This is a genomic window from Xanthobacter cornucopiae (assembly GCF_043195065.2).
In the GTDB taxonomy this organism is placed as follows: domain Bacteria; phylum Pseudomonadota; class Alphaproteobacteria; order Rhizobiales; family Xanthobacteraceae; genus Xanthobacter.
The window spans coordinates 1,293,978-1,320,493 of the sequence record NZ_CM195531.1 but is presented as its reverse complement, the minus strand read 5'-3'; the positions used below and the strand labels follow the sequence as shown (position 1 = coordinate 1,320,493).

Sequence of the window (26,516 nt, the reverse complement as noted above, 5' to 3'; positions counted from 1 at the left end):
CGCGGACGATGGCGTGGAGGTGCCTCCGCCCCGGCCGGTCTCGCCACGGCCTGCGGACGCCACGCCCGGTCCCTCCCGCCAGCCGGCGCCGCCCACGGATGCGGTTCGGCCGCAGCGCGCCGCCCCGCCGGAACCGCCTTCATTCGCGCCGCCCCGGCCGGTGCGGCCCGAGCCGGTGGCGCAGCGGCGCCCGACCCGCGGCCCCGCGGCCCATGTCTCGACCGCGCCCACGTCGGAGAGCGACGATCCCCTGCTGCCATTCCTCGACCACGAGCCGGCCCCTCCGCCGGTGGCACCGCTGGATGAGCGCATCCGCCGGCTGAAGGAGCAGGAGGCCGGTCCGCCGGAGGAATATCTCCCTCCCAAGCTGCGGCGCCGGCCCGGTCCGACACCGCCCGCGCGGCGTGCCGAGGCGAGCCGTTCCGCCATGGCTCCGGCCGCGTCCGGCGCATGGCCGGAGTTGGCGCGGGCCACGCAGGCGGCTGAGCAGGACTTGGCGGTGTGGCACGATCACCTTGCCCTTCCGCCGGCCGTTGAGCCGGGGCCGGAGCCCGCATTCGCCGCGCCCCGTGCCGATCAGGCCCCCTTCGACAGCGACGAGGAGGAGGCCGGGCCGTTTGAGGCCGACGCGGCCGAAGATGCCGTGGACCCTGGCGAAACGCCCGATGGCGAAGCGCTCCACATGGCCGGGGACGATGACGGCCCCTGGCACGCGGATGACGTCGACGATGCCCCGTGGCCAGACGACGCCCCGCTTGAGGATGCGTGGGCCGCGGGCGTGGACGATTTCGACCCACCGGCGCCGCCCGAGCTGCCGCCGGTGGCATTCCAGGTGAGCGCTCCGATTTCGGCCCGGCTTGGCATGGGCGCGCTGGCGGGCGTGTCCGGGATCGCCGGCGCCATGCGTCCGTCTCCTCCCTCCGCCAGCGAGGCCGCCATGCCGTCTCAGCCTCCCGTTTCCCGAAAGGCCACATCGGCGGCTGCGCCGCCGGCCAGCCCCTCGGGGAGCGCACCCTGGGGGACCGCGCCATCTCGCGTGCCGCCGCAGCCAAGGCCGGCGCCCACAGCACCGCCCGCAGCAGCCCCATCGGCCCCGCCGTCTTGGGCGGCGCCCGAGACGCCGTCCCGGCGGGTCGGGCCGCTCACCGGCCCCCTGGAGGATGATTTTCCGCCGGTGGAACCGCGTGGCGCGGCATCGGTTCAAGCTGGTGTCCAAGGTGGGCCGCCTGCGGTTCCACCGGCGGGCCTGACCGGGCCCTGGGATCGGCCGGCGGACAGCCCGGGGGCCGGCTCGCGTGAACCGACAGCCGGCGGATATCCGCCAGGCCCCTCGGGCGCGCCGGCCTTCTGGCAGGGCCGTGACCCGTTCGAGGCGCCAGCGGCGCGCCCGGCGCCCATCGAGCCTTACTTGCCGCCGCATTTGCGGGGTGAGCCCCCGCGTCCGGCGGGGCCGGGCGGTGTGCAGCCGGTGCTGTCGCGTGACGATGTCCACCGGCTGCAGGCGGCGCTGTATGAGCTCGGAGAATGTCGGCGCCTGTTACGCGAAACCACGGAGCGAAAGCCCGACTCACATCATGCCTGAGTGGACCGGAGAGGAACTATCCACCTCTCCGGCCCTTGCAAAACGCGTGATGCCGCCTATTTCAATCGAGGACGGCAAGGGAAACGCGGGTCAGCCCGTTCCCCGCGAAGCCAAGGTGGCTGGCAGCAGCCTTGGAGACGTCGATGATTCGTCCGCGGACGTAGGGGCCGCGGTCGTTGATTCGAACGACCACGCTTTTGCCATTGCGCAGATTCGTGACTCGCACCTTGGTTCCGAATGGAAGGGAGCGATGGGCGGCTGTCATATCGCCCGGCTTGAACCGTTCCCCGCTCGCAGTGCCCTGGCCTTGCCAATAATAGGAGGCGATGCCGGTGGAGGTGTCTGCACGTCCGGAACTCGGGGCGAAAGCCATCAAGCTCAGAGCCGCACATGACAGGACCACGCGTTTCTTCATGCGTTCATTCTTCCTGTTGATGAAGACAGAACGTCAATTGCCCGTGAAATATGTTCACAATGTCTCGATTCGTTGCCCCAGATGCGGCAATGAGCACGGTTACGTCTGATTTTCGCCTCAATCCATTTCGACTCGTGATTGCTCACGTTCCAGCTCGATCCGTTATGGACTCTGGCTTTCGAGCAAACAGGGGAGGGGGCCGCGTGCTGGTATCCGCGCTTCCCTGGGGATGACTGGGGATGAAAAAACAATAGCTCTTGTCGTCACCAAAACGATGCTTTAAGCCTCCCCTCACGTCGGAGCGTAGCGCAGCCCGGTTAGCGCACTAGTCTGGGGGACTAGGGGTCGGAGGTTCAAATCCTCTCGCTCCGACCATTCAACACCCTGAATGATCAGGACAATCAAAAAAGACGCCGTGCGGCGTCTTTTTTGATTCCGCGGGCGCCTGTTCCATCCCAACCATCCGGCCCGCCCTCTCCGCACGGACTTGGGTTTCAATGCGGGTCGCGATGCCTCTCAAGATGGCCTGCGGGGCTTGCTCAGGCCCGTTCAGCATCATCGGCAGAGCGCCCTGGTATCCGTTTCTGCGCCCGCACGCGGAGCCAAGCGATGAGTGAGGCGCCCTGAACCGCGGAGTTTGAGCCGACGGCAAAGCCGGTTTAGATGGGCGGCGGAGCGAATCCGTCGATGCCGGCCCGCTGGACCGCCGCGACCGCGTCCTTGCGAGGTGCCCATGTCCGTCCACGCGTCCCTGACCGTCACCATTCTGGGCTGCGGGTCGTCCGGGGGCGTACCACGCGTGGGGCAGGGGTGGGGCGCGTGCGACCCCTTGGAGCCCCGCAATCGCCGGCGACGCTGCTCCATCCTGGTGGAGCGCAGGGGCGCGACGGGAACCACCCGCGTCCTTGTGGATACCTCCCCGGACCTGCGCGAGCAGCTTCTCGACGCCGGTGTCACCGCGCTCGACGCGGTGCTGTTCACCCATTCCCACGCCGACCACACCCACGGCATCGACGATCTGCGGCCGCTTGCCATCGAGCATCGCCGCCGCATCGACATTCACGCCGATGGCGAGACCCTGGCGGCATTGCGCAAGCGCTTCGGCTATTGCTTTGAAACGCCGCCGGGAAGCGGCTACCCGCCGATTCTCACAGCGCACCGGTTCCATGACGGCGGTGAGATCACCATAGAAGGGCCGGGGGGGCCGATTGTCGCCCTGCCGTTCCGGCAGCATCACGGCGATGTCGAGTCCTTCGGGTTCCGGTTTGGCGACGTAGCCTATTCCAGCGACGTGAACGGTCTTCCCGAAAGTTCCCTGCCGAGGCTCCGCCAGCTCGATGTGTGGATCATCGACGCGCTGCGAGAGACGCCGCACCCATCTCATTTCTCGGTGACGGACGCACTCAACCATATCGCGACCCTGCAGCCGCGCCGGGCGATCCTCACGGATCTGCATACCGATCTCGATTACGCCACCTTGAAGCGAAAGCTGCCTGAGCGCGTAGAGCCCGCATATGACGGACTGTCATTTACCAGCCAAGGACTATATTCCCAGCCTCCACTCCAGCGAACGCATCCTGCCTGAGCGCGGTTCCCAGCTGATAATCGACTTTCGAATATGAATATAAATTTTTGATATTTAACGATATTTTTGTGATTTTAGGCCAATCTTGACGGCAGGCTGGAGGGTGGAGATTCGCGGCAATGGGCGTGAGGCGTCCGGAGCGAACCGCTGACTTCGTCCTAGTGGCAATCCTCCCGATCCTAGGGAGCGCATCGGGGGCGCATCCTGGGTCCGCTGGTATTTTGGTTAACGAGCGCATCAACGGCGATCGCGAGCGGATATTATATTCCATAATATCTCTTCTGCGAATCTCATTTGCCTGAGCTTTTGGTCGAGTTGGGTGGTAATATATTAAACTATCGATTGATCGAATGGATCAGCCGACATGGCGGCTGGTCGGTTCGCCTCGGCCTTCGATGGCGCGCCCGCAGCACTTCCGACGCCGGCTGCGGCGAGGTGTTCGGAGTGAGGCTCTAACGCCTCGTCTTCCGGGGAGATATTCGGAGAGCTCTAAGGGCTGCGGGGAGGCGGGCGATTTCCGGCGGCCGGCGCGGGGCGCACGATTGCGAATCCATCGCGAATCCATGGGTCGGGCGGGGACCGGAGGGTGGCGGTGCCCGCCCCTACCCTGCCCCTCCGCCACGGCCTTGGCGAGGCGCGCGCGGCCGGGCTTGGAGCGGCCGGGCTTGGAGGAGCGGCTTGGAGGAGCGGCTTGGAGGAACTGGCGAGCCGAAGATCGGGGAGACCGGGGCAAGCCGGCTTCAGGTTGGCGGATGTTCGGGCTTCAGGTCGACCAGGGGGGTGCCGTCGATGCAATCGAGCCCGCGCACGGTGAGGCGCAGGCCGTCCACGGTCAGCAGCGTCACCACCGACGAAGCGATGGGGTTGGGGCGCGCGGGTGAGCGCAGGGCGAAGGTGCCTAATGGCCGGCCGGCGCGCGGCACCTGAAGCACCAGATCGCGGCGGGCCTGATCCATCCAATAGAGCACCTGAAGCCGGGCATTCGCTTCGATGCCCGAAAGAGCGTCGGCCCACCGCGAATCGATCTCCAGCGTGCAGACCGGGCCGACCAGCGGATCGCCACGGCGGGGACATTCGGCGCGATGCGTCCAGGGGCTGCGGATGCGGCCGATGAAATAGAGGTGGGCATCGAACTGGGCCGGCAGGTCGATGCGGTGCTCGCCGGAACGGATGCCGCCGGTCATTGCCGGGTCGAAGCTGGGATCGGGACTGTGAGCCATGGGGAACATCCGGCGCTCGGACGGGAAACAAGCTTCACGTCAGGAAGGCCGGAAGATTAGAGTGCGGCGCCCGTGCTGCAAGGAGAAGTCCATGGAAGCGTCCCGCGACATTGCGCGCCTCATCGAGATCATGGCCGCGCTGCGGACGCCTGGAACGGGCTGTCCCTGGGACCTTGAGCAATCGTTCAAGACCGTTGCCTCCTATACGCTTGAGGAGGCCTATGAGGTGGTGGATGCCATCGTCCGTGGCGACATGGGCGATCTTCGGGAAGAACTGGGGGACCTGCTTCTGCAGGTCGTCTTTCATGCCCGCCTGGGCGAGGAGTGTGGCGCCTTTGCCTTCGGCGATGTGGTGGAGGCCATCACCGCCAAGCTCATTCGCCGCCATCCACATGTGTTCGGCGCGACCCGCGACCTTTCGCCGGAGGGGGTGAAGGCGCTGTGGGGCGAGATCAAGGCCCAGGAGAAGCAGGAGAAAGCTGCGCGCCGGGCGGCGGCGGGGCTGGTGCGGGAACCGGATGAAGGGGTGCTCGGCGGCGTGCCCCTGCCCTTCCCTGCCCTCACCCGGGCCTTGAAGCTGCAGGAAAAAGCAGCGCGGGTAGGCTTCGACTGGACCGATGCCGTTCAGGTGCTCGCCAAGATCCGCGAGGAGGCCGACGAGGTCGCCGACGCCCTGGCGCACCATGGCGCCGAGGCGGTTCAGGACGAGATCGGCGACCTTCTGTTCGCCGTGGTGAACCTCGCGCGCCATGCCGGCGTCGATCCGGAAACCGCCTTGCGGGGCACCAATGAGAAGTTCACCCGGCGCTTCCGACATATCGAGACCCGCCTCGCCCAGGAGGGCCGAACGCCCGGGCAGGCGGACCTTGAGCGCATGGAGGCGCTGTGGAGGGAAGCGAAGGGCACGGAAAAGCCCCGCGTGCCCTCCGCGCCGGAACAGGGCGGGCCTGGCCTCCCGGCGCGCGAAAAGCCCGGCGCCTGAGCCGTGCTTCCCGTGGGCGCGGCAGGGATCAGGCGCCGCCGACGTGGCGGCTGCCGAAACGTCGCTTCACCAAGCCCGCCTTCTCCGGAGCGACCCGGATCTTCACATGGGTGGCGCCGTCCGGATCGACGGTGCGTTCCAGCACCTCGCCGTGCCGATAGAGCCAGCCCATGCCTTCGCCGTCCTCCGTGGCCAAGGTCACGTTAAGGGTGGTGCGCCCGGCGGTGATGCGCCGCTCCACCACATCCAGCAGGTCCCCGGTGCCTTCGCCGGTCAAGGCCGAGACCAGCACCGGCGCGTCCAGGGCGTCGATCCGCTGTGCGCTGTTGAAGGTGGCTTCCCGGATGGACGGCTCAAGTCGGTCCACCTTGTTCCAGACCTCCACCACGCGGCCGCCCGGCTGCACCTCCACCCCAAGCTCCGACAGCACATCGGCCACGTCGGCGGCCTGAGCCTCGGTGTCCGGATGGGAAATGTCCCGAACGTGGAGGATCAGGTCAGCCTCCAGGACCTCTTCCAGGGTCGCGCGGAAGGCGGCCACGAGCTGGGTCGGCAGCTCGGAGATGAAGCCCACCGTGTCCGACAGGATGATGCGGGTGCCATGGGGCAGGTCCACCGACCTCAGGGTCGGGTCGAGGGTCGCGAACAGCAGGTCCTGGGCGGTCACCTCGGCCCGCGTCAGGCGATTGAACAGCGTGGATTTTCCGGCGTTGGTGTAGCCCACCAGCGCGACCACGGGGTAAGGCACGCGCTTGCGGCTGGCGCGGTGCAGGCCCCGCGTGCGCTTCACCTGCTCGAGATCCTTCTCGATGCGAAGGATGCGTTCGCCGATGAGCCGCCGGTCGGCCTCGATCTGGGTCTCGCCCGGGCCGCCGAGGAAGCCGAAGCCGCCCCGTTGCCGCTCAAGATGGGTCCAGGAGCGCACCAGGCGCGAGCGCTGGTAATTGAGGTGGGCAAGCTCCACCTGCAGCGCGCCTTCCTTGGTGCGGGCGCGGCGGCCGAAGATCTCCAGAATCAGGGCGGTGCGGTCCACCACCTTGGCGGACCAGGCCTTTTCCAGATTGCGCTGTTGCACCGGGCTCAGCGCCGCGTCGAAGAACACGAGGTCCACCGCCTCCGCCTGGACGATGCCGCCGATCTCCTCCACCTTGCCGGTGCCCAGATAAGTGGCCGGCCGGATTTCTGAGAGGGGAACGAGGCCGGAAAAGACCACCTCCAGGTCGATGGCGGCGGCCAGTCCCACGGCTTCGTCGAGGCGTGCTTCCGGCGCGCGCCGTTCGCTGGCGCCGCGCAGGGCCCGCTTGGTGAGATAGGGCGTGACCACGGCACACCGCGTTGGCGGCGCGCGATGGTCCACACCGGCTCCAGATGGGGTCATGCGGGGGGCGGCGGCAGGTCCGCCGCTCTTCCCCGGCTCAGGGGCGCCGGTCATGGGCAACCCTCATGCGCACCCTTGGCGGTGCTGCGGTTCACGGCGATCAGGCCTTCTCCGTTCCTTCGTCCGCGGGATCGAACAATTGCACCGGATGACCGGGCATGATGGTGGAAATAGCGTGCTTATAGACCAGCTGGGAGTGACCATCGCGCCGCAACAGCACGCAGAAGTTATCGAACCAAGTGACGACGCCCTGCAATTTCACCCCATTCACTAGGAAAATCGTGAGGGGAGTCTTATTTTTGCGGACGTGATTGAGAAAAGTGTCTTGGAGATTCTGTGTCCGTTCCGCCGCCATTTTCGTATCCATTTGTTTCGGCGTTGAACCCACGGTCGCTGCAATTATACGTTGCCCGATGGTCCATGGGAGTTATCAGCTTACAATGGCACAGCCCAACGGCAGCGCAATAATATTTTGCGGCGCGGCCGGCGTGCATCCCCCCATCATCAGCCAGAGATTTCTGTGAAATCGTGGAAACGACGGCGCAGGGCCGTGGCCACCGCTCCCGGCCGGCCGTCGCCGACCGGGCGCCCGTCGATGGCGATCACCGGCATCACCAAGGTGGACGCGGCGGTGATGAAGGCCTCGGCCGCGTCATGGGCTTCAGCCAGCGTGAAGGCGCGTTCCGCAAGGCGATAGCCGAGGGACGTCGCCTCCTCGAGAACCACCGTGCGTGTGATTCCGCGCAAGATCCCCTCCTCCGCCGGGCGCGTCACGATGGTCCCGTCGCAGGTGACGATCCAGGCGTTGGTGGAAGCACCCTCGGTCACATGGCCACCGGCGTCCACGAACCAGGCCTCGCGCGCGCCGGCTTCCTTGGCGGCCTGCTTGGCGAGCACGTTGGGCAAAAGGCCCACGGTCTTGATGTCCACGCGCGGCCAGCGGTTCTCAGGTACGCTGATGACCTTGACGCCAGCCTCCGCCAGCCGGTCCTGGGCGGCGACATCGGCGCGGCGGGCGGTGACGACGATGCTCGCGGGGGTGTCCGCGGCTGGAAACGCGTGGTCGCGCCGGGCGACGCCGCGAGTGACCTGCAGATAGACCATACCGTCGCGCACCCCATTGCGCCGCACCGTCTCGCGCAGCACGAGAGCGAGCGCGGCCCGGCTCATGGGGGCGGCAATCCGCAATTCGCCCAGGGAGCGGTCGAGGCGGTCGAAGTGGCGCCGCGCATCCACAAGGTGGCCGTCGCGCACCTCGCAAACCTCGTAGACGCCGTCGGCGAACTGATAGCCGCGATCCTCCACATGGATGCTGGCGTCGCGGTGCGGCAGGTAGCGGCCGTTCACATAGGCAATGCGGGACATGGCAAATCCAAGGTGCTGATGCGCGCTTTATAGCGGATCGGGGGGCCGCTCACGTGCGCCATAACGACAGGTGGAGCATGACGAAAAAGCCGATCACCTCCAGCCGGCCGGCGATCATGCCGAAGCCCGCCGCCAGCACCGAGCCGGCGGGCAGGGTCCCGATGGCCGGCCAGCTGCCGCCGGCGTCATAGACCGGCCCGGTGTTGCTGATGACGGCGGCCCCCGCCGCCAGCGCCGCGTCGAAGCTCGGCAGGCCGGGGGCGAGGGCGACGATGAGCGCGCCATAGACCGCGAACAGGGTGGCCGCGCCCACCCACACGCCGCGCATGGCCGACCCCACGCCCCCCTCACCCAGGGAGGCCGGCTGCACCAGATGGGGATAGACCAGCCGCAGCAGATCGCCCCGCGCCCGCAGCAGCATGGCCCGCAGGCGCAGCATCTTGAGCCCGCCCGCGACCGACAGTGCCCCGCCCCCGAGCAGCACCACGGCGATGACCAGCCCCATGGGCAGGTTGGCGTAGGTGCCCTCGTGCGGGCCGATGCCGCTGGTGGAGATCAGCGAGGCTGCGGTGAACAGGCCGTCGCGCAGCGCCGCGAGCGCGGGAACATCCGCGCCGCGAAACAGCACCACCCCCAGCACCACCCCCAGCACGGCCCAATAGGCGAGCAGCACCAGGCTTTCCTTCTGCTCGGGCGCGGCATGGACGCGGCGCGTGACCAAGGCGCGGTGCCAGCGTACCGAGGTGGCCGCCCACAGCAGGAATGGCAGGAGCAGCCATTTCGGGCTCTCCTCCAGGGTCAGCGCCAGCTGCGCCTCGGGCGGCAGGTGCGCGCCGGCCGAGGCCACCGCTGTGGCGAGGGTGAACGAGACATAAAGGCTGTGGCCGGACACCATCAGCACCAGCAGCGCCAGCACCGTCAGCGCCAGATAGAGCGGCGCGATGGCCCCCACCACCCCCTTCACGTCCACGGTGTCGAGGGCGACGCCGCCCTTCGGCGTGCGGTCGGGCAGGCCGCCGAGGCCGGCCGGCGCCAGCACGGTGACCGCCGACACCACCGTGAGCAGGCCGCCGCACCATTGCAGCAGCCCCAGCCACACATAAAGGCTCGCCGGCGCCTGGCGCAGCGAGGTGAGGCCGGTGGTGGTGAAGGCGGACACCGCTTCCAGCCACGCCGCCAGCGGCGCGAGCCCGCCGGCCAGCGCCACCGCCGGCGTCGCCGCGAGCGGCAGCACCAGCCACAGCAGGGTGAGCCCGGCCAGCCCATGGGCGCGGCGGAAGTGAAGGGAGCTGCCGTCGGTGGTGAAGCGCACCATGAGCGCGAGAAAGAGGCAATAGCCGCTGGTGGCCAGGTACACTCCGAGGAAAGCCCCCCCGGAACGTCCCTCGACCACCGCCGGGATGAGCGCCAGGAGACCAATGGCCGCCAGGGCGGCGGCGAGCGGGCGGGCGGCGTTGATCATCGCGCCCGGCCCTCAGAAGAATTCGAGCGCGACGCGGAACAATTGCTCCACGCGCTTGATGCGGTCGGCGAGGGCGAACAGCACCACCCGGTCGTGCGCCCGCACCACGAAATCGCCGCGCGGCAGCAGCACCTGCCCGCCCCGCACCACGGCGCCGATGCGCAGGCCGTCGAGCATGTCGAGGTCGCGCAGGGTCTTGCCCACCAGCGGCGAGGTTTCGAGCGCCTCCGCCTCGATCATCTCGCCGGTGCCGTCCAGCAGCGCATGCACGCCGCGGATGCGGCCGCGCCGCACATGCTGCAGCACCTTGGAGACGGTGATCTGGCGCGGGTTCACATGGGCATCGATGCCCAGCCCCCGGGCGAAAGCGGCATAGCCCTGCTCGTTCAGCAGGGCCAGGATGCGCTTGGCGCCGATCTGCTTCGACAGCAGGCAGGACAGGATGTTGATGCGGTCATCGTTGGTGAGGGCGATCATGGTGTCGGCCTCGCCTACCCCCGCCTCGTCCAGCAGGGTGCGTTCCAGCGCGTCGCCGTTCAGCACCACGGTGCGCGACAGCAGCTCGGCGACGGTCTGCGCGCGATCCTTGGACTGCTCGATCAGTTTGATGCGGGCAGCCGGATTGCGCCGCTCCAGCTCGCTGGCGACGTAGAAGCCGATGTTGCCGCCGCCGGCCACCACGATGCGCTGGCCCGGCACCTCGTCATGGCCGAACAGGCCGAGCGCCCGCTGGACCTGGTCCGCCTTGGCCACGAAATAGGCGATGTCGCCGACCTGGATCTGCTCCGTGGACCGGGGCACCAGCGTCTTGCCCTTGCGGCTCAGGGCGACGATGGTCGCCTGGACGTCGGGAAAAAGCTGGGTGAGCTGGCTCAGCGGCGTATCGACGATGGGGCATTCCTCGCCGCAGACCACGCCGGCGATGACGATGGCGCCGTCGGCGAAGCTGACGGTGTCGATGGCGCCCGGCAGGGACAGGCGGCGCAGCACCGTCTCGCCAACCTCAATCTCCGGCGAGATCACCACGTCGATGGGCAGGTGATCGCGCGAGAGCAGGTCGCGCCATTCCGGCTGGAGGTAGGTCTGGGCGCGGATGCGCGCCACCTTGGTGGGCACGTTGAACAAAGCGTGCGCCACCTGGCACGCCACCATGTTGACCTCGTCGTGCAAGGTCACGGCGATCAGCATGTCCGCCTGCTCGATGCCGGCGCGCGCCAGGATGTCCGGGTGGGAGCCCCAGCCCACCACGCCCCGCACGTCGAGCTGCTCGGTGACCATCTGGATGCGGCGGGCGTCGGAATCGATGATGGAGACATCATTCTGCTCACCGGCAAGGCGCTCGGCGATTCCAAACCCCACCTGCCCCGCACCGCAGATCACGACTCTCATGGAGTCCCCCTTGCCTGCCGGAACCGGTTGGCTCCGGTTCCCGCCTTCCACGCACCGGCGCGCGCCCCCGGCCCGATTCCGCCTGAAGCTAGGCGTTTCCCATGCGGATGACGAGTCCGCTTCCGCGCCGCTTCGACGGCAGGCGCCGGTTTGCCGCGCGGATGCCGGCAAACCGGCGGCTGGACCGGCCGGGCGGCTCAGCCGACGCCCAGCGCCTTGAGCTTGCGGTGGAGGGCGGAGCGCTCCATGCCGACGAACTCGGCGGTGCGCGAGATGTTGCCGCCGAAGCGGTTGATCTGCGCCGCCAGGTATTCGCGCTCGAACACCTCCCGCGCCTCCCGCAGCGGCAGCCCCATGAGGTGCTCGCCGCCGTTGCCGTTGGGCAGGCTCGGCACCAGCGCGCCCACGTCCGGCGGCAGCATGCCGGCGGTGATGGTCGCCTCCGGGTCGCCGCCGGCCAGGATCAGCAGGCGTTCCACATTGTTGCGGAGCTGGCGCACGTTGCCGGGCCAGTCATGGGACTGCAGCACCGCCATGGCGTCCTCGCCGATGGGCCGGCGCGGCATGCCGGTGGTCTGGGAAATGGTGTCCACGAAGAACTGCACCAGGTCGGGAATATCCTCCCGTCGCTCGGCCAGCGGCGGCACCCGGATCGGCACCACCGACAGGCGGTGGTAGAGGTCCTCGCGGAACCGGGCCTTGGCGATCTCCTCCTCCAGGTTGCGGGCGGTGGAGGAGATGATGCGCACGTCCACGCTCACCCGCTCGCTGGAGCCGATGCGGGTGAAGGTCTGCTCCACCAGCACCCGCAGCACCCGGTTCTGGGTCTCGCGCGACATGTCGGCGATCTCGTCCAGGAACAAGGTGCCCCCGTGCGCCTCCTCCAGGGCGCCGCGCTTGGCCTCCCTGCCCTCCCCGTCGGCGACGCCGAACAGCTCGTATTCCAGCCGCTCGGGGGTGATGGCGGCGGCGTTCAGCACCACGAACGGCCCCTGGGCGCGGCCGGACGCCGCGTGAATCATGCGCGCCGCCAGCTCCTTGCCGGAGCCGGACGGACCGACGATGAGGATGCGGCTGTTGGTGGGGCCCACCCGCTCGATGGTGGATTTCAACTGCTGGATGGCGCTGGAGCGGCCGACCAGCGCCCGCGTGTGCGGCGCCAGCTGCTTCAGCTCCTTCAGCTCGCGCTTGAGGCGCAGCGTCTCCAGCGCCCGCTCGGCCACCATCACCAGGCGGTCGGCATTGAACGGCTTCTCGATGAAGTCGTAGGCGCCGCGCTTGATGGCGGCCACCGCCGTCTCGATGTTGCCGTGGCCGGAGATCATCACCACCGGCACCTCGGGATGCTGGGCCTTGATCTCGTTGAGCAGCTCCAGCCCGTCGAGGCGCGAGCCCTGCAGCCAGATGTCGAGGAAGATGAGATTGGGGCGCCGCGCGGCGATGGCGGCCAGGGCGCTGTCGGCGTCGCGGGCGGTGCGGGCGGAATAGCCCTCGTCCTCCAGGATGCCCGCCACCAGATCGCCGATGTCGGCCTCGTCGTCGACGATGAGGATGTCCATGGCCATGTCTCAGGCTCTCCCGGCAGCAGGGGGGGAAGGCAGCGTCGCGGACGCAGCGGCACCGTCGCCGCCCGGCTGCCCGTCGGCCCGCAGCCGCAGGCGGATCCAGGCGCCGCGTCCTTCCGGTGAATCGTTGAGCTCGATGCCGCCGCCATGCTCTTCCATGATCTTGCCGACGATGGCGAGGCCGAGCCCCGTGCCCTTCTCGCGGGTGGTCACATAAGGCTCCAGCAGACGGTTGCGCTTGTCCTGGGGCAGGCCCATGCCGTTGTCGATCACGTCGATCACGAGGTCCTCGCCAAGGCGTTCGGCGCTGACCTTGATGCGCGGCGCGGCGCGCTCGGATTCTGGAAGACCATCAATGGCTTCTGCCGCGTTCTTAAGAATGTTGGTGAGCGCCTGGGAGATCAGGCGCCGGTCGTAGCGGGCCGGCAGCGCGGTGGGCAGCTCGGTCTCGAAGGTCACGGCGGGGTGGCCGACGCGCATCAGGAACACCGCCTGGCGAATGGTCTCGGTGAGGTCCTGCGCATCCACCACCGGCTTTGGCATGCGGGCGAAGGAGGAGAACTCGTCCACCATGCGCCCGATGTCGCCGACCTGGCGGATGATGGTGTCCGTGCACTGGTCAAACACGTCGCGATCCTGCGTGATATGGCGGCCATACTTGCGCTTCAGCCGCTCGGCCGAAAGCTGGATGGGCGTCAGCGGGTTCTTGATCTCGTGGGCGATGCGGCGCGCCACGTCGGCCCAGGCCGAGGTGCGCTGCGCAGTGATGAGGGCGGTGATGTCGTCCAGCGTCACCACCCAGCCATGCTCGGCCTCCGGCGACTGCTCGGTGGTGACGCGCATGGCGAACACCCGTTCGCGCCCGTCGCGCTGCAGGGTGATGTTACCCTGGATGATGCGCTGGCCGGCGTGCTCCGCCTCGGTGATGAGCGAGGCGGTCTCCGGCACCACCTCGGCCAGCTGGCGGCCCAGGGCCTCCGCCTCGCTCAAGCCCAGCAGGCGCTCGGCCGAGCGGTTCAGGATGGTGACGCGCTCGTCCGCGTCGAGGCCGATCACCCCGGCCCCGACGCCCGCCAGCACCGCCTCGGTGAAGCGGCGGCGGCTGTCCATCTGGTCGCGGGCGCGCACGATATCGTTGCGCTGCCCCTTCAGCTCGGAGGTCATGTTGTTGAAGGTCTCGCCCAGGGTGGCAAGGTCGCCCTCGGACTTGTGTACCGGCACCTGGACATCGAGGTTGCCCGCCGCCACCCGGTCCGCCGCCCACATCAGGCGGCGGATGGGAGCCACCAGCCATTTGGAGAAGTTGATGGCCAGCCACAGCGCCGACAGCAGCACGATCAGGGTGATGAGCGCGTACATGAGCGCGAAGGCGAGCTGCACGTTGAAGCGCCGCTCCTCCAGCGCCCGATAGTCCATCAGCGTGTCGTGGGTGACCTTCAGGTAGCCGATCACCCGCGGGTCGATGGGCCGCGCCACATAGAGGAACAGGTCGTCGAACCCGCTGATGGGCACGACCGCGCCCACGAAATCGGCGTCGGACGGCAGATAGATGATGGGCTGTTCCGGCGTCGCCTCGTTGACGGCGATGTTGGTGGGCACCATGAATTCACGGTCGGTGTGGAGGCTCGCCCGCTGCACGGTGCTGAGGTCGCGGCGGATGATCTGCGCCCCCGGCACGTTCCGCAGCGCCGCCTGGGCGGTGAAGATCTGCAGGAACTTCTCCAGGTCGCTGTCATAGAGCGGTTTCAAGCGCGAGATGTCAGTCGACATGGCCAGCGCGTCGCCGCGAATGGAGAGCGCGTGCTCGCGCACATAGGTTTGCGCCACCGAGCCGGCCGAGGCGACGATGTTCTGGGTGCGGCTGGAGAAGTAGCGGTCCAGGCTGCGATCCAGGGTGAGGCTGGCGACGATGGCCACCACCACCGTGGGCGCCACGGCGATGACCGCGAACAGCCCGACGATGCGCACCAGCAGCCGCGCCGCCGCCCGCCCCCGCGCCCGCTCGCGGAAGATGCCCCACACCTCGCGGGCGATGATGGCCAGCAGGATGAGCCCGGCGACGCCGCACCCCGCCAGCACCCCCACGGCCACCTGGGGAGACGGCACGATGCGCGTCAGCCCCATCAGAATCAGGAATGCCGCCAGCGCCGACGCCAGCGCCAGGGCCACGACGGTGGGCGCGAACAGGCGCGCCATGAGCCTGCGGCGGGGCTTTGGAAGGCCCGGGGCGTCCTCGGCGGGCGCGTTCATCATGCGGCGGTCGTCTCCCCACTGCCGCACCGGCTTGAGTGGAGCGACTCAAGGCCTGGCGCGGGCTGCAGCCGGTGATGCAGTGGAACGACACTGGTGCAAAAATGTGACATTCGCCACAGGCGCGGGAAGTTGCACCCAGGCATGATGCGCAGGCGGGTAGCCGGCTCCCGCGCCGGCTTGGGGTCCGTCCTGCCCCTTCCGCCTCAGCGGCTGGTGCGGATGACCTGGATGTCGAGGTCGCGGATCTTCTTGCGCAGGGTGTTGCGATTCAGCCCGAGCAGCTCGGCGGCCTTGATCTGGTTGCCCCGCGTCACCGCCAGCGCCGCCGACAGCAGGGGATATTCCACGTCCTTCAGGATGCGGTGGTACAGGCCTGGCGGCGGCAGGTCCTCTCCGAAGCCGGCAAAATAAGTGTTCAGGTGGCGCTCCACCGAGGCCGCCAGGGTGGCGTCCACCGGCCCCTCCTCGCCGAGCGGGCTCGGCATCGGTTCCGACAGCTCGGCGTCGATGATGGCGGTGGTGATGACCTCCTGCGGGTAGAGCGCCGCGAGGCGCCGCACCAGATTTTCCAGCTCGCGCACATTGCCCGGCCAGCGGTAGCGCTTCAGCCGGTCCAGCGCCGCGCCGTCCACCTGCTTGGCCGGCAGGCCCTCCCGCTCCGCCTGCAGGAAGAAATGCCGCACCAGGTCCGGAACGTCCTCGGAGCGCTCGCGCAGGGGCGGCAGGCGCAGCGGCACCACATTCAGGCGGAAGAACAGGTCCTCGCGGAACAGCCCCTGCTGGATCAGGGTCCTCAAGTCCTTGTTGGTGGCGGCGATGATGCGCACGTCGGTCTTGATGGGGGTGCGCCCGCCCACGGTGGTGTATTCGCCCTGCTGCAGCACCCGCAGCAGCCGGGTCTGGGCCTCCATCGGCATGTCGCCGATCTCGTCCAGGAACAGCGTGCCTCCCTCGGCCTGCTCGAAGCGGCCGGGGTTGCGGGTGGTGGCGCCGGTGAACGAGCCTTTCTCGTGGCCGAACAGCTCCGATTCGATGAGGTCGCGCGGGATCGCCGCCATGTTGATGGCCACGAACGGCCCGGTGCGGCGCTTGCCGTAATCGTGCAGGGCGCGGGCCACCAGCTCCTTGCCGGTGCCGCTCTCGCCCACGATCATCACCGTCAGGTCGGTCTGCATCAGCCGGGCAAGCAGGCGGTAGATCTCCTGCATGGCCGGCGAGCGGCCCACCAGGGGAATATTGTCCTGCTCCTCGGGCAGCGCGACCCCGTGGTCGCCTTTCTTCGGCTCCGCCAGGGCGCGGCCGACGATGGAAATGAGCTCCTTCAGGTCGAACGGCTTCGGCAGATATTCATAGGCGCCGCGCTCGGAGGCGCGGATGGCGGTCATGAACGTGTTCTGGGCGCTCATGACGATGACCGGCAGGTCGGGGCGCGCCTTCTTGATGCGGGGCAGGAGGTCGAACGCGTTCTCGTCCGGCATCACCACGTCGGTGATGACGAGGTCGCCGTCGCCCTGGCTCACCCAGCGCCAGAGGGTCGCCGCATTGCCGCAGGAGCGCACTTCATACCCGGCCCGCGACAGGGCCTGGTTGAGCACCGTGCGGATCGCGGCGTCGTCGTCGGCGACCAGGATGCTTCCGGTAGGCATGGACACCTCAGTTGGCCTCTCGGGCGGGGCTCGTGCCGCGATACATCGGCAGGAGAACGCGGAACGTGGTGCGGCGGGGCTGGCTTTCGCATTCGACGATGCCGCCATGGTCGCCGATGATCTTGGCGACCAAAGCAAGTCCAAGGCCACTGCCGGTGGGCTTGGTGGTCACGAACGGGTCGAACAGGTGGGGCACGAGATCGTCGGGCACGCCCTTGCCGTTGTCGCGCACGCAGAATTCAAGCGGCAGGCTGACGCGGGAGGAGGCGCCCGGCACGGTCAGCCGCACGCCGGGGCGGAAGGCGGTGGTGAGCTGGATCTCGCCGTCGGGATCGCCGGCGATGGCCTCCGCTGCATTCTTCACCAGGTTGAGGAAAACCTGGATGAGCTGGTCGCGGTTGGCCAGCACCGGCGGCAGCGAGGGGTCGTACTCCTCCACGAAGCGGATGTTGCGGGCGAACCCGCTCATGGCCAGGGTGCGCACATGCTCCAGCACGGCGTGGATGTTGACCGGCTCGCGCTCCACCGGGCGCTCGTCGGAGAACACCTCCATGCGGTCCACCAGCTTCACGATGCGATCCGCCTCGTCGCAGATGAGGCGGGTCAACGCGCGATCCTCGTCGCCGGCGGACTGTTCCAGCAGCTGCGCCGCGCCGCGGATGCCGGACAGCGGATTCTTGATCTCGTGCGCCAGCATGGAGGCCAGCGCGCTGACCGAACGGGCGGCGCCGCGGTGGGTGAGCTGGCGGTCCATCTTGTCGGCGATGGTGCGCTCCTGCAGCATCACCACCACATGGTTCGGCTGCTCCGCCACCGGCGCCACGTGGATGTCGACGATGCGCTCGCCGCCGTTGCGCGGGGTCCCGAGGTCGACCCGATACTCATTCACCGGCGCGCCGCGCGCCCGCACCTGGTCGATGAGGCCCAGCAGCGGCGTGCCGAACGGCACGAACTCGGTGAACGGCCGGCGCCGCAGCAGCGGCGCGCTCACCTCGAAGAAGGCTTCCGCTGCGACATTGGCATCCACCACATGGCCGTTGCCGGCGATGGTGAAGAGCGGGTGCGGCACCGCGTCCAGGATCGCCCGCGTGAGGCACTGGTCGGGCTCCTGCTGCGACTTGCGTTTTGTATCCATCGTCCTGGCTTCGGCCGTCATGCCGCCGCCCTCCACATGAGTTCGTCATAGGCGGCCGCGAGGCCCGCGCGCACCTGCGCCGGGTCCTCGGCGGTGAGCAGCCGTGCCCGCCACCCGCGCGTGAAATCGCTTCCCTGGCCGCCCGCCGCGTCGAGCGCCCAGCCGATGTGCTTGCGCGCCTGGCGCACGCCGAGCGCGGTGCCGTAAAGGGCGAGCCACCCCTCGTAGAGCTCCAGCAGCACGTCGCGTTGCTCGGCGAGGGCGGGATCGGCGGGGGCCCGCCCGTCGGCCAGCGCCCGCGCCACCTGCCCGGGGAACCACGGGCGCCCCTGTGCGCCGCGGCCGATCATCACGCCATCGGCGCCGGAGGCCGCCAGCATCGCTGCCCCGTCCTCCGCCACCGCCAGGTCGCCATTGGCGATCACCGGAATCCCCACCTGCGCCTTCACCGCCCGGATCGCCATCCAATCGGCGCGGCCGGTGTAGAACTGGCAGCGGGTGCGGCCGTGTACCGTCACCAGGGCCAGGCCGGTCGCCTCCGCCATGCGGGCGAGGTCCACGGCGGTGGGGCTGGCGGCGTCCCAGCCGAGCCGGGTCTTCACCGTGACCGGCACCGTCACCGCGGCGCGCACCGCCTCCAGGATGCGCCGCGCCAGCGGCAGGTCCCTGAGCAGGGCGGCGCCGGCCGCGCCGGTGGTCACCCGCTTGGCCGGGCAGCCCATGTTGATGTCGATGAGGCCGGCGCCGGCGGCCTCCGCCATCCGCGCCGCCTCGCCCATCCAATAGGGGTCGTTGCCGGCGATCTGCACCGCGTGCAGCGCCACGCCCTCCCCCTCGGCGCGCAGCAGCATTTCCGGGTGACCCTCCAGCAGCGCGTTGCTCGCCACCATCTCGGAGATCGTCAGTCCGGCGCCGTAGCGCAGCGCCATGCGCCGCACCGGCGCATCGGTGATTCCCGCCATCGGGGCGAGCAGCACCGCGTTGGGAAGGACATAAGGTCCGATCCGGAGCGTCATGGGCGAAGGGGTGTCATTTTGATGCACAGAAATTGGGCCAGCTCGATGTTGCCTAGATGTTAGACATTTACGCCGACCGTGCAAGTGCAGTGTGCGCAGATGTGCGGCGCAGCATCAAATTAGGCATGGACGGCGTGTTCCCGGCCCGCCGCCGTCTCACCCCTTGCGCGGGGGCGCCAAGCGCGCTTGAACAGGCGGGACCCAAAGAGAGACCCCCATGACCAGCTCCAGGCGCTGCTTCGCCATCGTTGTCGCGGCGGGGCGCGGCACCCGCGCCGGCGGCGCGCTGCCCAAGCAATATCGCGTGATCGGCGGCCAATCCGTCCTGCGCCACACGCTGCAGCGGTTCGCCGCTCATCCAGACATCTGCGGCGTTCTCACGGTCATTCATAAGGATGATTCGGACCTCTTTGCGGATGCCGCGGCCGATTTGCCCAAGATACTGGCACCGGCCCTGGGAGAGGCGACGCGGCAAGGATCGGTTCGCGCCGGGCTGCTGGCGTTGGCCGCCCATTCTCCGGGCAGCGTCCTGGTGCACGATGCCGCCCGCCCCTTCGTCTCGCCCGCCCTCATCTCCCGCGCCGTCGCCGCCGCCGAGCGTTACGAAGCCGCCATCCCGGTGCTGGCGGTCACCGATACCATCAAGACCGTGGACGACGCCGGCGCCGTGGCCTCGACCCTGGACCGGACCGCCCTGCGCACCGTGCAGACGCCGCAGGCGTTCGATTTCGATGCCCTGGCGCTCGCCCATGACGCTGCCGCCGCCGCCGGCCTGGTCCACCTCACCGACGATGCGGCGGTGATGGAGTGGGCCGGCCATTCGGTTGCCACCTTCGAGGGGGAGGTTTCCAATTTGAAGCTCACGTCCGCAGAGGATCTCGCCCGGGCCACCGGCGCGGCCACCCTGGCCGAGCTCGGCGACGTGCGCACCGGCAGCGGCTTCGACGTGCACGCCTTCGCTCCCGGTGACCATGTGATGCTGGGCGGCGTCGCCATTCCCCACGCCTTCGCCCTGGCCGGCCATTCGGATGCCGACGTGGGACTGCACGCCCTCACCGATGCGGTGCTCGGCGCCCTGGGCGAGGGCGACATCGGCGCCCATTTCCCCCCCTCCGACCCGCAGTGGAAGGGCGCCTCCTCCGACCGCTTCCTCGCCCACGCCGCCCAGCGCGTGGCGGCCCGGGGCGGGCGCATCGCCCATCTCGACCTGACCCTCATCTGCGAGGCGCCCAAGGTGGGGCCGCACCGCGAGGCCATCCGCGCCGCCGTGGCGCGCATCGCCGGCGTGCCGCTGGGGCGGGTGAGCGTCAAGGCCACCACCACGGAAAAGCTCGGCTTCACCGGCCGGCGCGAAGGCATCGCCGCCCTCGCCACCGCCACTGTTCGCCTCCCCTTCCCCGAGGACGACGCATGACCGACGCTGCCACCTACGCCGCCGCCGAGGCCGTGCTGTCTGCCTTCCGCGCCCGGGGGTGGACCCTGGCCACCGCCGAATCGTGCACCGGCGGTCTCGTCGCCGGGGCGCTCACCGCCGTGCCGGGCTCCTCCGACGTGGTGGACCGGGGGTTCGTGACCTATTCCAACGCTGCCAAGACCGCCATGCTCGGCGTGCCCGAGGCGACGCTGGCCGCGCACGGCGCGGTGAGCGCGCAAACCGCCCGCGCCATGGCGGAAGGCGCGCGTGCAGCCGCCGGCGTCAGCGCGGCGGTGTCCGTCACCGGGGTGGCCGGTCCCGGCGGCGGCTCGCCCGGGAAGCCGGTGGGGCTGGTGCATTTCGCCTGTGCCCGGCCGGACGGCACCACGCGCGCCTGCGAAATGGCGTTCGGCGACCTCGGCCGCGCCGAGATTCGCCGCCGCTCGGTGCTGGTGGCGCTGGCGCTGCTGGCGGACGCGGCGGCCTGACCCCGGCCCGGGGCGCGGGCAGGCCTTGACAGGCCGCCCCTGCCCGGTTTTCTCCCGTGCACAATTCACAAAAATCGGGAGGGCAAATCATGACCCAGATCATTACCCGCGGCTATAAGGCCCTGCTCGCTGAGGCGAACGCCCGCGTGCCGGCACTGGCGCCGCTGGAAGCGGCACAGCGCCTCGGCTCCGGGGAAGCGGTGCTGGTGGATGTGCGCGACGTACGCGAGCTGGAGCGCGAGGGGCGTATTCCCGGCGCTTTTCACTGCCCGCGCGGCATGCTGGAATTCTGGATCGACCCGGAAAGCCCCTATTTCAAGCCGGTGTTCGGCGAGGATCGGGCCTTCATCTTCCTGTGCGCCGCCGGCTGGCGCTCGGTGCTGAGCGCCGCCACCGCCCTCGACATGGGCCTGAAGCCGGTGTTGCACGTCGAAGGCGGCTTCAAGGCGTGGAAGGAGAGCGGCGCGCCGGTGTCCCCGTGACCGGGCGATGCTTCAGCGCGTGTCGTGGAAATAGCCGATGTAGTCGAGCAGGCGGCTGACGGTGAGCAGGCCCGGCTGCACTTTGAACACCGCCATGCGGCCGTGATACTCCACCGGCTTCGCCAGTTCCTCCACCACGTGATAATGCTCGCGCGGCGTATAGTCGTCGAACAGGATGGTCACCGGCGCCTGGGTCAGCGCCACCGTGGCGAGGAAGCAGGCGACGCGGAAGCGGCCGTCGATCAGCACCAGTTCCGGCTGGCGGAACTCCGGGCGCTTCCACACCCCGACCGAATAGGCGCTCCACTCGCGGGCTTTGCTGGGGTCCTTCGGGTAGCCCCAGCGCTTGGTGGGGCCGACGTCGGCATGGTGATACACGATGGTCGAGCCAGTGCCCTGGCCCTCGATGTAGCCGCGCACACCGTCGAGCCAGGCGCCGTCGCTCTCCACCGCGAACAGGGTCTTGCCCGGCAATTCCGAACACAGCACCGTGGAACCACCCGTCCCATATTCCAGAATGACTGTGGCGGCGCCGTAAGCCTCCCGCACATGCCGACTTTCATCGGGCGGAAAAGTCAGTTCCGGGCGGTCCATGTGGTCTCCCCTGATCGCTGCGACGGCTGCTCCGCGCCGCGGGCACTTAACAGCGAACCGGCGCAGGTGCAAAGGGATCAGACGGTGCCGTAAACGGCGTTCGCCCGCGCCTCGAAGGCGTCCGCGAAGCGGCGGAAGGCGGCGTCGAACATGGCGCCCATGAGCAGGCCCAGGGTTCGGGAGCGGAATTCGTAGGAGATGAAGAACTTCACCTCGCACGCCCCCTCCCCGCGCGGCAGGAATTCCCAGCGGTTGTCCAGCCGGCTGAAGGGGCCGTCCAGGTATTCCACATGGATGGCAAGCCGCGGCCGGTCCAGCATCACCCGCGAGGTGAAGGTCTCGCGAATCATCTTGTAGGCGACCGTCATGTCGGCCACCAGAATCTCCACCCCCTCGTCCGAGCGCACGCGCCGCTTCACCCGCAGCGCCGCGCACAGGGGCACGAACTCCGGATAGCGCTCCACGTCGGCGACCAGATCAAACATCTCGACGGCGCCGTGCGTCACGCGCCGCGCGTTGGAGAAGGAGGGCACGGTGTGTCAGGCCCGCCCGAGCTTGGCGGCGCGGGCGGCGCGCAGCTTCGCGAAATCCTCGCCCGCATGGTGCGAGGAGCGGGTGAGCGGGCTCGATGAGACCATCAGGAAGCCCTTGGCGAAGGCCACCGTCTCATAGGCCTTGAACTCGTCCGGGGTGACGAACGCTTCCACCTTGTGGTGCTGGCGGGTGGGCTGGAGATACTGGCCAATGGTGATGAAGTCCACGTCCGCCGAGCGCAGGTCGTCCATGAGCTGGAGCACCTCGTTGCGCTGCTCGCCCAGGCCCACCATGATGCCGGACTTGGTGAACAGGGAGGGGTCGATCTCCTTCACCTTCTGCAGCAGGCGCAGGGAGTGGAAATAGCGCGCCCCGGGCCGCACCGTGAGATATTTCGCCGGCACCGTCTCCAGGTTGTGGTTGAACACGTCGGGCCGGGCCGCCACCACCACCTCCAGCGCCCCATCCTTGCGCAGGAAGTCGGGGGTGAGGATCTCGATGGTGGTGTGCGGGCTGCTGGCGCGGATGGCGGCGATGGTCCGGGCGAAATGCTGCGCCCCGCCGTCGGCGAGGTCGTCCCGGTCGACCGAGGTGATGACCACATGGGAAAGGCCGAGCTGGGCCACCGCGTCCGCCACCTTCTGCGGCTCGTCCGGGTCCAGCGGGCCGGGCATGCCGGTGCGGACGTTGCAGAAGGCACAGGCGCGGGTGCAGGTGTCGCCCATGATCATCATGGTGGCGTGCTTCTTTTCCCAGCACTCGCCGATGTTGGGGCAGCCCGCCTCCTCGCACACCGTATGCAGGCCGTTGGCGCGCACGATGCCGGCGGTCTGCGACCAGCCCGCCGAGCCCGGCGCCTTCACGCGAATCCAGTCCGGCTTGCGCTGCACCTCGGTCAACGGCTTGTGCGCCTTTTCCGGGTGGCGGGGACGGTTCAGCGTGTTGATGACATTGACCATGGCCTTGCCCAACCTCGTGCGGCCCCGCGACGGCGGACAGCCGGAAACGTCGCCCCCGCTGCCGGTGGCGCCAGACTCCTGGGTGCCCGCCCTGCGGCCGACGACACCGTCATGCAAACCCTTCCCCCATATAGGGCAGCGCCGGCGCCGGCGCCACCCGCGGCGGGGGTGGGGACTCTCGATCCGCCCCGCCCTCAGCGGGATCGGATCTTGCGCCACAGCCACAGGAGGATGATGGCGCCGACGATGGCGGCCACCAGGGTGCGGAAGAAGCCGAACACCGGGATTTCCAGCAGCGCCGCCAGCCAGCCGCCGAAGAACGAGCCCAGGATGCCCACCAGCAGGTTGGTGAGCAGGCCGTGGTTGCTCTCGGTCACCCGCTCGGCCACCCAGCCGGCGATGACGCCGATGAGCAGCATGGAGAAGAAGCCGACGCCCGGCTGGTTCAGGATCGCATAGGTCTCGCCGGTCATGCTCGCCCCCGCCTGGTTCCCGCCCCGCGAGGGGCCACATCCCCTTGTAGCGCAAATCTCCGCCGCGCGCAGCCGCGCCTCAGCTTGGCGGGGCCGGGAGGCTCCCCTCCCCGCCCCGTCCCCCGCCCGCTCCGCGCGGACGGCGCGTCAGATGTGGATCGCCCGGCCGTAGGCGGCCAGCACGCTCTCGTGCATGGTCTCCGACAGGGTGGGATGCGGGAACACCGTGTGCATCAGGTCTTCCTCGGTGGTCTCCAGGTTCATGGCCACCACGAAGCCCTGGATCAGCTCGGTCACCTCGGCGCCGATCAGATGGGCGCCCAGCAGTTCACCCGTCTTGGCGTCGAAAATCGTCTTCACCAGCCCATCCGGCTCGCCCAGGGCAATGGCCTTGCCGTTGCCGATGAAGGGGAAGCGCCCCACCTTGATCTGGCGCCCGGCCTCCTTGGCCTTCTTCTCAGTGAGGCCGACGGAGGCGATCTGCGGCGTGCAATAGGTGCAACCGGGGATCTTGCCCTTGTCCATGGGGTGGGTATGCAGGCCCTTGATGGTCTCGACGCAGATGACGCCCTCGTGCTCCGCCTTGTGCGCCAGCATGGGCGGGCCGGCGATGTCGCCGATGGCGTAGACGCCCGGCACGTTGGTGCGCCCAAAGCCGTCGATGGCGATGATGCCGCGCTCATGCTTCACGCCGATGGCCTCCAGGCCCAGGCCCTCCACATTGCCCACCACGCCGACGGCGGAAATCATCCGCTCCACGGTGATGTCCTGGGTCTTGCCCTTGTCGTCCACCACATGGACCGTGAGGCTGTCGGCATGCTTGGTGACGCCGGAGACCTTGGCGCCGGAAAGAATCTTCATGCCCTGCTTTTCGAACCGCTTGCGGGCGAGCGCGGCAATCTCCTCGTCCTCCACCGGCAGAATCTGCGGCAGCACCTCCACCACCGTCACCTCCACGCCGAGCGTGCGATAGAAAGAGGCGAATTCGATGCCGATGGCGCCCGACCCCATCACCAGCAGGCTTTTCGGAGCCTTCTCCGGCACCATGGCGTCGAAATAGGTCCAGATCAGCTTCTTGTCGGGCTCGATGCCCGGTAGCGCGCGGGGGCGGGCGCCGGTGGCGATGATGACGTGCCTGGCCTCGTAATCGCCGCCGCCCTTGGCCCCCTTGGGCGGATTGGCGGCGGCTTCAACCTTCAGCTTGCCCGGGGCGGCGAAGGTGGCCTTGCCCCAGATCACGTCCACCTTGTTCTTCGCCAACAGGAAGCCGACGCCGGTGGCGAGCTGGGCCGAGACGCCGCGCGAGCGCTTCACCACGGCGGCGATGTCGAAGCCGATCTTCTCCGCCGACAGGCCGTAATCCTTGGCGTGCTCCATGTAATGATAGATCTCGGCCGAGCGCAGCAGAGCCTTGGTGGGAATGCAGCCCCAGTTGAGACAGATGCCGCCCAGGTGGCTCTTTTCCACGACGGCGGTCTTGAAGCCCAGCTGGGCGGCGCGGATAGCGGCCACATAGCCGCCCGGCCCGCCGCCGATGACGATGATGTCGTAGGTCTCAGCCATAAGGAGCCCTCCTCGGGATACCGTCTCGCCGGGCGCGTTTTCGGCGAGCTGTGGAGTTCAGGATAAAGGTGGCGCGAGCTGCCCGGCGGCGCGGGCCTCGGCCAGCGCCGCGACCGCGCGCTCGAACAGGATCAGGTCGCGAAACGGGTCAGCCAGGGGGGCCTCGGCCTGGAGCACCGGCAGCCGGCTTGCGGCCAGCGCCTCCGCCAGCATCAGGTTGTCGAAATGGCCGAAGTCCTCCACATGGAGCCCGTCGGCGAGAAAGGTGGGGGCGTGGTCCTCTCCCGTCGCCGGCCCGATGGCGGCACGGGCACGGTGCTTCAGCTCGCCGGGGGCGTTGCTATAGGCGGCCACCGGCTTGCCCAAAGCGAAGGCGAACCCCACCTCGAACGCGGTGCCCGGATCGGCGCTGACACCCCGGAACGGTGTGAGATTGGCGACCACGGCATCGGCTGCCCGCATCAGCGACAGGTTGTTGGCGAAGATGGTTCGCGCCAGGCTGCCGCCTTCATCCACCAGCAGGGGCTCGCCATCGATGGGAAACAGCCCGGTGAAACCGAAGCGGGCGCACAGCTCCAGCTTGCGCCGGCCGATCTCGCGCGCATCGTCGAGGAACACTTCAGGGCCGGCGAGATAGAGCTTCATGGCGCTTGCCCGTTCTCCGGTACCGGCGCGGCGGGTCGCCGGCCCTGGACGGCCGCCGCGCCCGGCACCCGGGACGCGGCGGCGATAGGACAGGACAGCGGGCCGGGGCCCGCTGCAGGTCAGGTGGAGACCGTCACCGGGTCAGAAGCGCGTAAAGCTCATCCTTGAGCTTCATCCGCTCGCGGCGCAGGGACTCGATCTCCGCGTCGCCGGTGGGCTCCACATTGGTTTCGGCCCGGTGCACCTGGCCGTTCACCTCGTGGTAGGCGGTGTAAAGCTTGGCGAAATGTGCGTCGCTCGCCTTCAGGGCCTGGATCTTCTCGGCGTGTTCAGGAAAATCGGCGGCGAGTTCGTGGGGCGTGTTGCTCATT

The 26,516-nt window shown here is 68.8% G+C and carries 24 protein-coding genes and 1 tRNA gene; 6 read left to right on the top strand and 19 right to left on the bottom strand.

All coding sequences use genetic code 11. The features are described from left to right. Positions 1-1,643: 1,643 nt before the first annotated feature. Entirely contained in the window at positions 1,644-1,997 is a 354-nt protein-coding gene (locus V5F53_RS05905; RefSeq protein WP_393997247.1) for a septal ring lytic transglycosylase RlpA family protein, read from the bottom strand. Between the two features lie 297 nt (positions 1,998-2,294). Between V5F53_RS05905 and V5F53_RS05900 the strand changes: the two genes are divergently transcribed. Then, positions 2,295-2,372, top strand: a tRNA-Pro gene (locus tag V5F53_RS05900). A 358-nt stretch (positions 2,373-2,730) separates the two neighbouring features. Continuing rightward, entirely contained in the window at positions 2,731-3,582 is an 852-nt protein-coding gene (locus tag V5F53_RS05895; protein ID WP_393997248.1) for an MBL fold metallo-hydrolase, read from the top strand. Positions 3,583-4,322: 740 nt separating this feature from the next. Here V5F53_RS05895 and V5F53_RS05890 read toward each other — a convergent pair. Continuing rightward, positions 4,323-4,802: an SAM-dependent methyltransferase gene (locus tag V5F53_RS05890; protein ID WP_393997249.1), complete on the bottom strand. Its 480-nt coding sequence runs from the start codon at positions 4,800-4,802 to the stop codon at positions 4,323-4,325. Positions 4,803-4,893: 91 nt separating this feature from the next. On the opposite strand from V5F53_RS05890, the gene mazG reads away from it, so the two are divergent. Continuing rightward, entirely contained in the window at positions 4,894-5,784 is an 891-nt protein-coding gene (gene mazG, locus V5F53_RS05885) for a nucleoside triphosphate pyrophosphohydrolase (protein WP_393997250.1), read from the top strand. A 28-nt stretch (positions 5,785-5,812) separates the two neighbouring features. Here mazG and hflX read toward each other — a convergent pair whose 3' ends face one another. The 10 genes from hflX to dusB form a co-directional block, all read right to left on the bottom strand. Continuing rightward, entirely contained in the window at positions 5,813-7,162 is a 1,350-nt protein-coding gene (gene hflX / locus V5F53_RS05880) for a GTPase HflX (RefSeq protein ID WP_393997369.1), read from the bottom strand. Between the two features lie 100 nt (positions 7,163-7,262). Next, a complete protein-coding gene (gene hfq / locus V5F53_RS05875; protein ID WP_234050345.1) occupies positions 7,263-7,517 on the bottom strand; it encodes an RNA chaperone Hfq in 255 nt (84 codons plus the stop codon). Between the two features lie 149 nt (positions 7,518-7,666). After that, a complete protein-coding gene (locus V5F53_RS05870) occupies positions 7,667-8,527 on the bottom strand; it encodes a D-amino-acid transaminase (RefSeq protein WP_393997251.1) in 861 nt (286 codons plus the stop codon). A 49-nt stretch (positions 8,528-8,576) separates the two neighbouring features. Then, entirely contained in the window at positions 8,577-9,989 is a 1,413-nt protein-coding gene (locus V5F53_RS05865; protein ID WP_393997252.1) for a hypothetical protein, read from the bottom strand. A gap of 12 nt (positions 9,990-10,001) precedes the next feature. Then, positions 10,002-11,378 carry a Trk system potassium transporter TrkA gene (gene trkA / locus V5F53_RS05860; RefSeq protein WP_393997253.1) on the bottom strand — a complete coding sequence of 459 codons (1,377 nt, stop codon included), beginning with the start codon at positions 11,376-11,378 and terminating at the stop codon, positions 10,002-10,004. 197 nt (positions 11,379-11,575) lie between these two features. Further along, positions 11,576-12,943: a nitrogen assimilation response regulator NtrX gene (ntrX, locus tag V5F53_RS05855; protein ID WP_393997254.1), complete on the bottom strand. Its 1,368-nt coding sequence runs from the start codon at positions 12,941-12,943 to the stop codon at positions 11,576-11,578. Between the two features lie 3 nt (positions 12,944-12,946). Then, positions 12,947-15,196, bottom strand: coding sequence for a sensor histidine kinase NtrY-like (locus tag V5F53_RS05850; protein ID WP_393997255.1), 2,250 nt, complete (start codon positions 15,194-15,196; stop codon positions 12,947-12,949). A 203-nt stretch (positions 15,197-15,399) separates the two neighbouring features. Continuing rightward, complete coding sequence (ntrC, locus tag V5F53_RS05845; RefSeq protein WP_393997256.1) at positions 15,400-16,842, bottom strand: nitrogen regulation protein NR(I); 1,443 nt, start codon at positions 16,840-16,842, stop codon at positions 15,400-15,402. Positions 16,843-16,849: 7 nt separating this feature from the next. Further along, complete coding sequence (locus V5F53_RS05840; RefSeq protein WP_393997257.1) at positions 16,850-17,977, bottom strand: two-component system sensor histidine kinase NtrB; 1,128 nt, start codon at positions 17,975-17,977, stop codon at positions 16,850-16,852. Between the two features lie 17 nt (positions 17,978-17,994). Further along, a complete protein-coding gene (gene dusB, locus V5F53_RS05835; RefSeq protein WP_393997258.1) occupies positions 17,995-18,993 on the bottom strand; it encodes a tRNA dihydrouridine synthase DusB in 999 nt (332 codons plus the stop codon). A 217-nt stretch (positions 18,994-19,210) separates the two neighbouring features. Here dusB and V5F53_RS05830 point away from each other — a divergent pair, with 217 nt between their 5' ends. The 3 genes from V5F53_RS05830 to V5F53_RS05820 all read left to right on the top strand — a co-directional run bounded on the left by V5F53_RS05830 (position 19,211) and on the right by V5F53_RS05820 (position 21,377). Further along, the gene (locus tag V5F53_RS05830; protein WP_393997259.1) at positions 19,211-20,407 is read left to right on the top strand and encodes a bifunctional 2-C-methyl-D-erythritol 4-phosphate cytidylyltransferase/2-C-methyl-D-erythritol 2,4-cyclodiphosphate synthase; all 1,197 of its coding nucleotides are present in this window, start codon (positions 19,211-19,213) and stop codon (positions 20,405-20,407) included. Continuing rightward, complete coding sequence (locus V5F53_RS05825; protein ID WP_393997260.1) at positions 20,404-20,895, top strand: CinA family protein; 492 nt, start codon at positions 20,404-20,406, stop codon at positions 20,893-20,895. Before V5F53_RS05830 ends, V5F53_RS05825 begins: the two co-directional genes overlap by 4 nt. An 89-nt stretch (positions 20,896-20,984) precedes the next feature. After that, on the top strand, positions 20,985-21,377 hold the full coding sequence (locus V5F53_RS05820) for a rhodanese-like domain-containing protein (protein ID WP_393997261.1): 393 nt from the start codon (positions 20,985-20,987) through the stop codon (positions 21,375-21,377). Between the two features lie 12 nt (positions 21,378-21,389). Here the strand turns inward: V5F53_RS05820 and V5F53_RS05815 are convergent, their stop codons facing one another. From V5F53_RS05815 to V5F53_RS05785, 7 genes are all read right to left on the bottom strand, one after another. Continuing rightward, a complete protein-coding gene (locus tag V5F53_RS05815) occupies positions 21,390-21,971 on the bottom strand; it encodes a hypothetical protein (protein WP_393997262.1) in 582 nt (193 codons plus the stop codon). 77 nt (positions 21,972-22,048) lie between these two features. Beyond that, the gene (locus tag V5F53_RS05810; protein WP_393997263.1) at positions 22,049-22,504 is read right to left on the bottom strand and encodes a type II toxin-antitoxin system RatA family toxin; all 456 of its coding nucleotides are present in this window, start codon (positions 22,502-22,504) and stop codon (positions 22,049-22,051) included. Positions 22,505-22,510: 6 nt separating this feature from the next. Beyond that, on the bottom strand, positions 22,511-23,464 hold the full coding sequence (gene lipA, locus V5F53_RS05805) for a lipoyl synthase (protein WP_393997264.1): 954 nt from the start codon (positions 23,462-23,464) through the stop codon (positions 22,511-22,513). Positions 23,465-23,658: 194 nt separating this feature from the next. Next, positions 23,659-23,937 (bottom strand): GlsB/YeaQ/YmgE family stress response membrane protein, encoded by a 279-nt coding sequence (locus V5F53_RS05800; protein WP_393997265.1) that lies wholly within the window; start codon positions 23,935-23,937, stop codon positions 23,659-23,661. Positions 23,938-24,084: 147 nt separating this feature from the next. After that, a complete protein-coding gene (gene lpdA / locus V5F53_RS05795; RefSeq protein ID WP_393997266.1) occupies positions 24,085-25,500 on the bottom strand; it encodes a dihydrolipoyl dehydrogenase in 1,416 nt (471 codons plus the stop codon). A gap of 57 nt (positions 25,501-25,557) precedes the next feature. Then, entirely contained in the window at positions 25,558-26,145 is a 588-nt protein-coding gene (locus tag V5F53_RS05790) for a nucleoside 2-deoxyribosyltransferase (protein ID WP_393997267.1), read from the bottom strand. A 133-nt stretch (positions 26,146-26,278) separates the two neighbouring features. After that, the gene (locus V5F53_RS05785) at positions 26,279-26,515 is read right to left on the bottom strand and encodes an HP1242/YdcH family protein (protein WP_393997268.1); all 237 of its coding nucleotides are present in this window, start codon (positions 26,513-26,515) and stop codon (positions 26,279-26,281) included. Position 26,516 lies beyond the last annotated feature (1 nt).

Bases quoted from the DNA above. Each gene is read 5' to 3' on its own strand.
- V5F53_RS05905 (WP_393997247.1), bottom strand. From the start codon at position 1,997: ATGAAGAAACGCGTGGTCCTGTCATGTGCGGCTCTGAGCTTGATGGCT.
- V5F53_RS05895 (WP_393997248.1), top strand. From the start codon at position 2,731: ATGTCCGTCCACGCGTCCCTGACCGTCACCATTCTGGGCTGCGGGTCG.
- V5F53_RS05890 (WP_393997249.1), bottom strand. From the start codon at position 4,802: ATGGCTCACAGTCCCGATCCCAGCTTCGACCCGGCAATGACCGGCGGC.
- mazG (WP_393997250.1), top strand. From the start codon at position 4,894: ATGGAAGCGTCCCGCGACATTGCGCGCCTCATCGAGATCATGGCCGCG.
- hflX (WP_393997369.1), bottom strand. From the start codon at position 7,162: ATGACCCCATCTGGAGCCGGTGTGGACCATCGCGCGCCGCCAACGCGG.
- hfq (WP_234050345.1), bottom strand. From the start codon at position 7,517: ATGGCGGCGGAACGGACACAGAATCTCCAAGACACTTTTCTCAATCAC.
- V5F53_RS05870 (WP_393997251.1), bottom strand. From the start codon at position 8,527: ATGTCCCGCATTGCCTATGTGAACGGCCGCTACCTGCCGCACCGCGAC.
- V5F53_RS05865 (WP_393997252.1), bottom strand. From the start codon at position 9,989: ATGATCAACGCCGCCCGCCCGCTCGCCGCCGCCCTGGCGGCCATTGGT.
- trkA (WP_393997253.1), bottom strand. From the start codon at position 11,378: ATGAGAGTCGTGATCTGCGGTGCGGGGCAGGTGGGGTTTGGAATCGCC.
- ntrX (WP_393997254.1), bottom strand. From the start codon at position 12,943: ATGGCCATGGACATCCTCATCGTCGACGACGAGGCCGACATCGGCGAT.
- V5F53_RS05850 (WP_393997255.1), bottom strand. From the start codon at position 15,196: ATGATGAACGCGCCCGCCGAGGACGCCCCGGGCCTTCCAAAGCCCCGC.
- ntrC (WP_393997256.1), bottom strand. From the start codon at position 16,842: ATGCCTACCGGAAGCATCCTGGTCGCCGACGACGACGCCGCGATCCGC.
- V5F53_RS05840 (WP_393997257.1), bottom strand. From the start codon at position 17,977: ATGGATACAAAACGCAAGTCGCAGCAGGAGCCCGACCAGTGCCTCACG.
- dusB (WP_393997258.1), bottom strand. From the start codon at position 18,993: ATGACGCTCCGGATCGGACCTTATGTCCTTCCCAACGCGGTGCTGCTC.
- V5F53_RS05830 (WP_393997259.1), top strand. From the start codon at position 19,211: ATGACCAGCTCCAGGCGCTGCTTCGCCATCGTTGTCGCGGCGGGGCGC.
- V5F53_RS05825 (WP_393997260.1), top strand. From the start codon at position 20,404: ATGACCGACGCTGCCACCTACGCCGCCGCCGAGGCCGTGCTGTCTGCC.
- V5F53_RS05820 (WP_393997261.1), top strand. From the start codon at position 20,985: ATGACCCAGATCATTACCCGCGGCTATAAGGCCCTGCTCGCTGAGGCG.
- V5F53_RS05815 (WP_393997262.1), bottom strand. From the start codon at position 21,971: ATGGACCGCCCGGAACTGACTTTTCCGCCCGATGAAAGTCGGCATGTG.
- lipA (WP_393997264.1), bottom strand. From the start codon at position 23,464: ATGGTCAATGTCATCAACACGCTGAACCGTCCCCGCCACCCGGAAAAG.
- V5F53_RS05800 (WP_393997265.1), bottom strand. From the start codon at position 23,937: ATGACCGGCGAGACCTATGCGATCCTGAACCAGCCGGGCGTCGGCTTC.
- lpdA (WP_393997266.1), bottom strand. From the start codon at position 25,500: ATGGCTGAGACCTACGACATCATCGTCATCGGCGGCGGGCCGGGCGGC.
- V5F53_RS05790 (WP_393997267.1), bottom strand. From the start codon at position 26,145: ATGAAGCTCTATCTCGCCGGCCCTGAAGTGTTCCTCGACGATGCGCGC.
- V5F53_RS05785 (WP_393997268.1), bottom strand. From the start codon at position 26,515: ATGAGCAACACGCCCCACGAACTCGCCGCCGATTTTCCTGAACACGCC.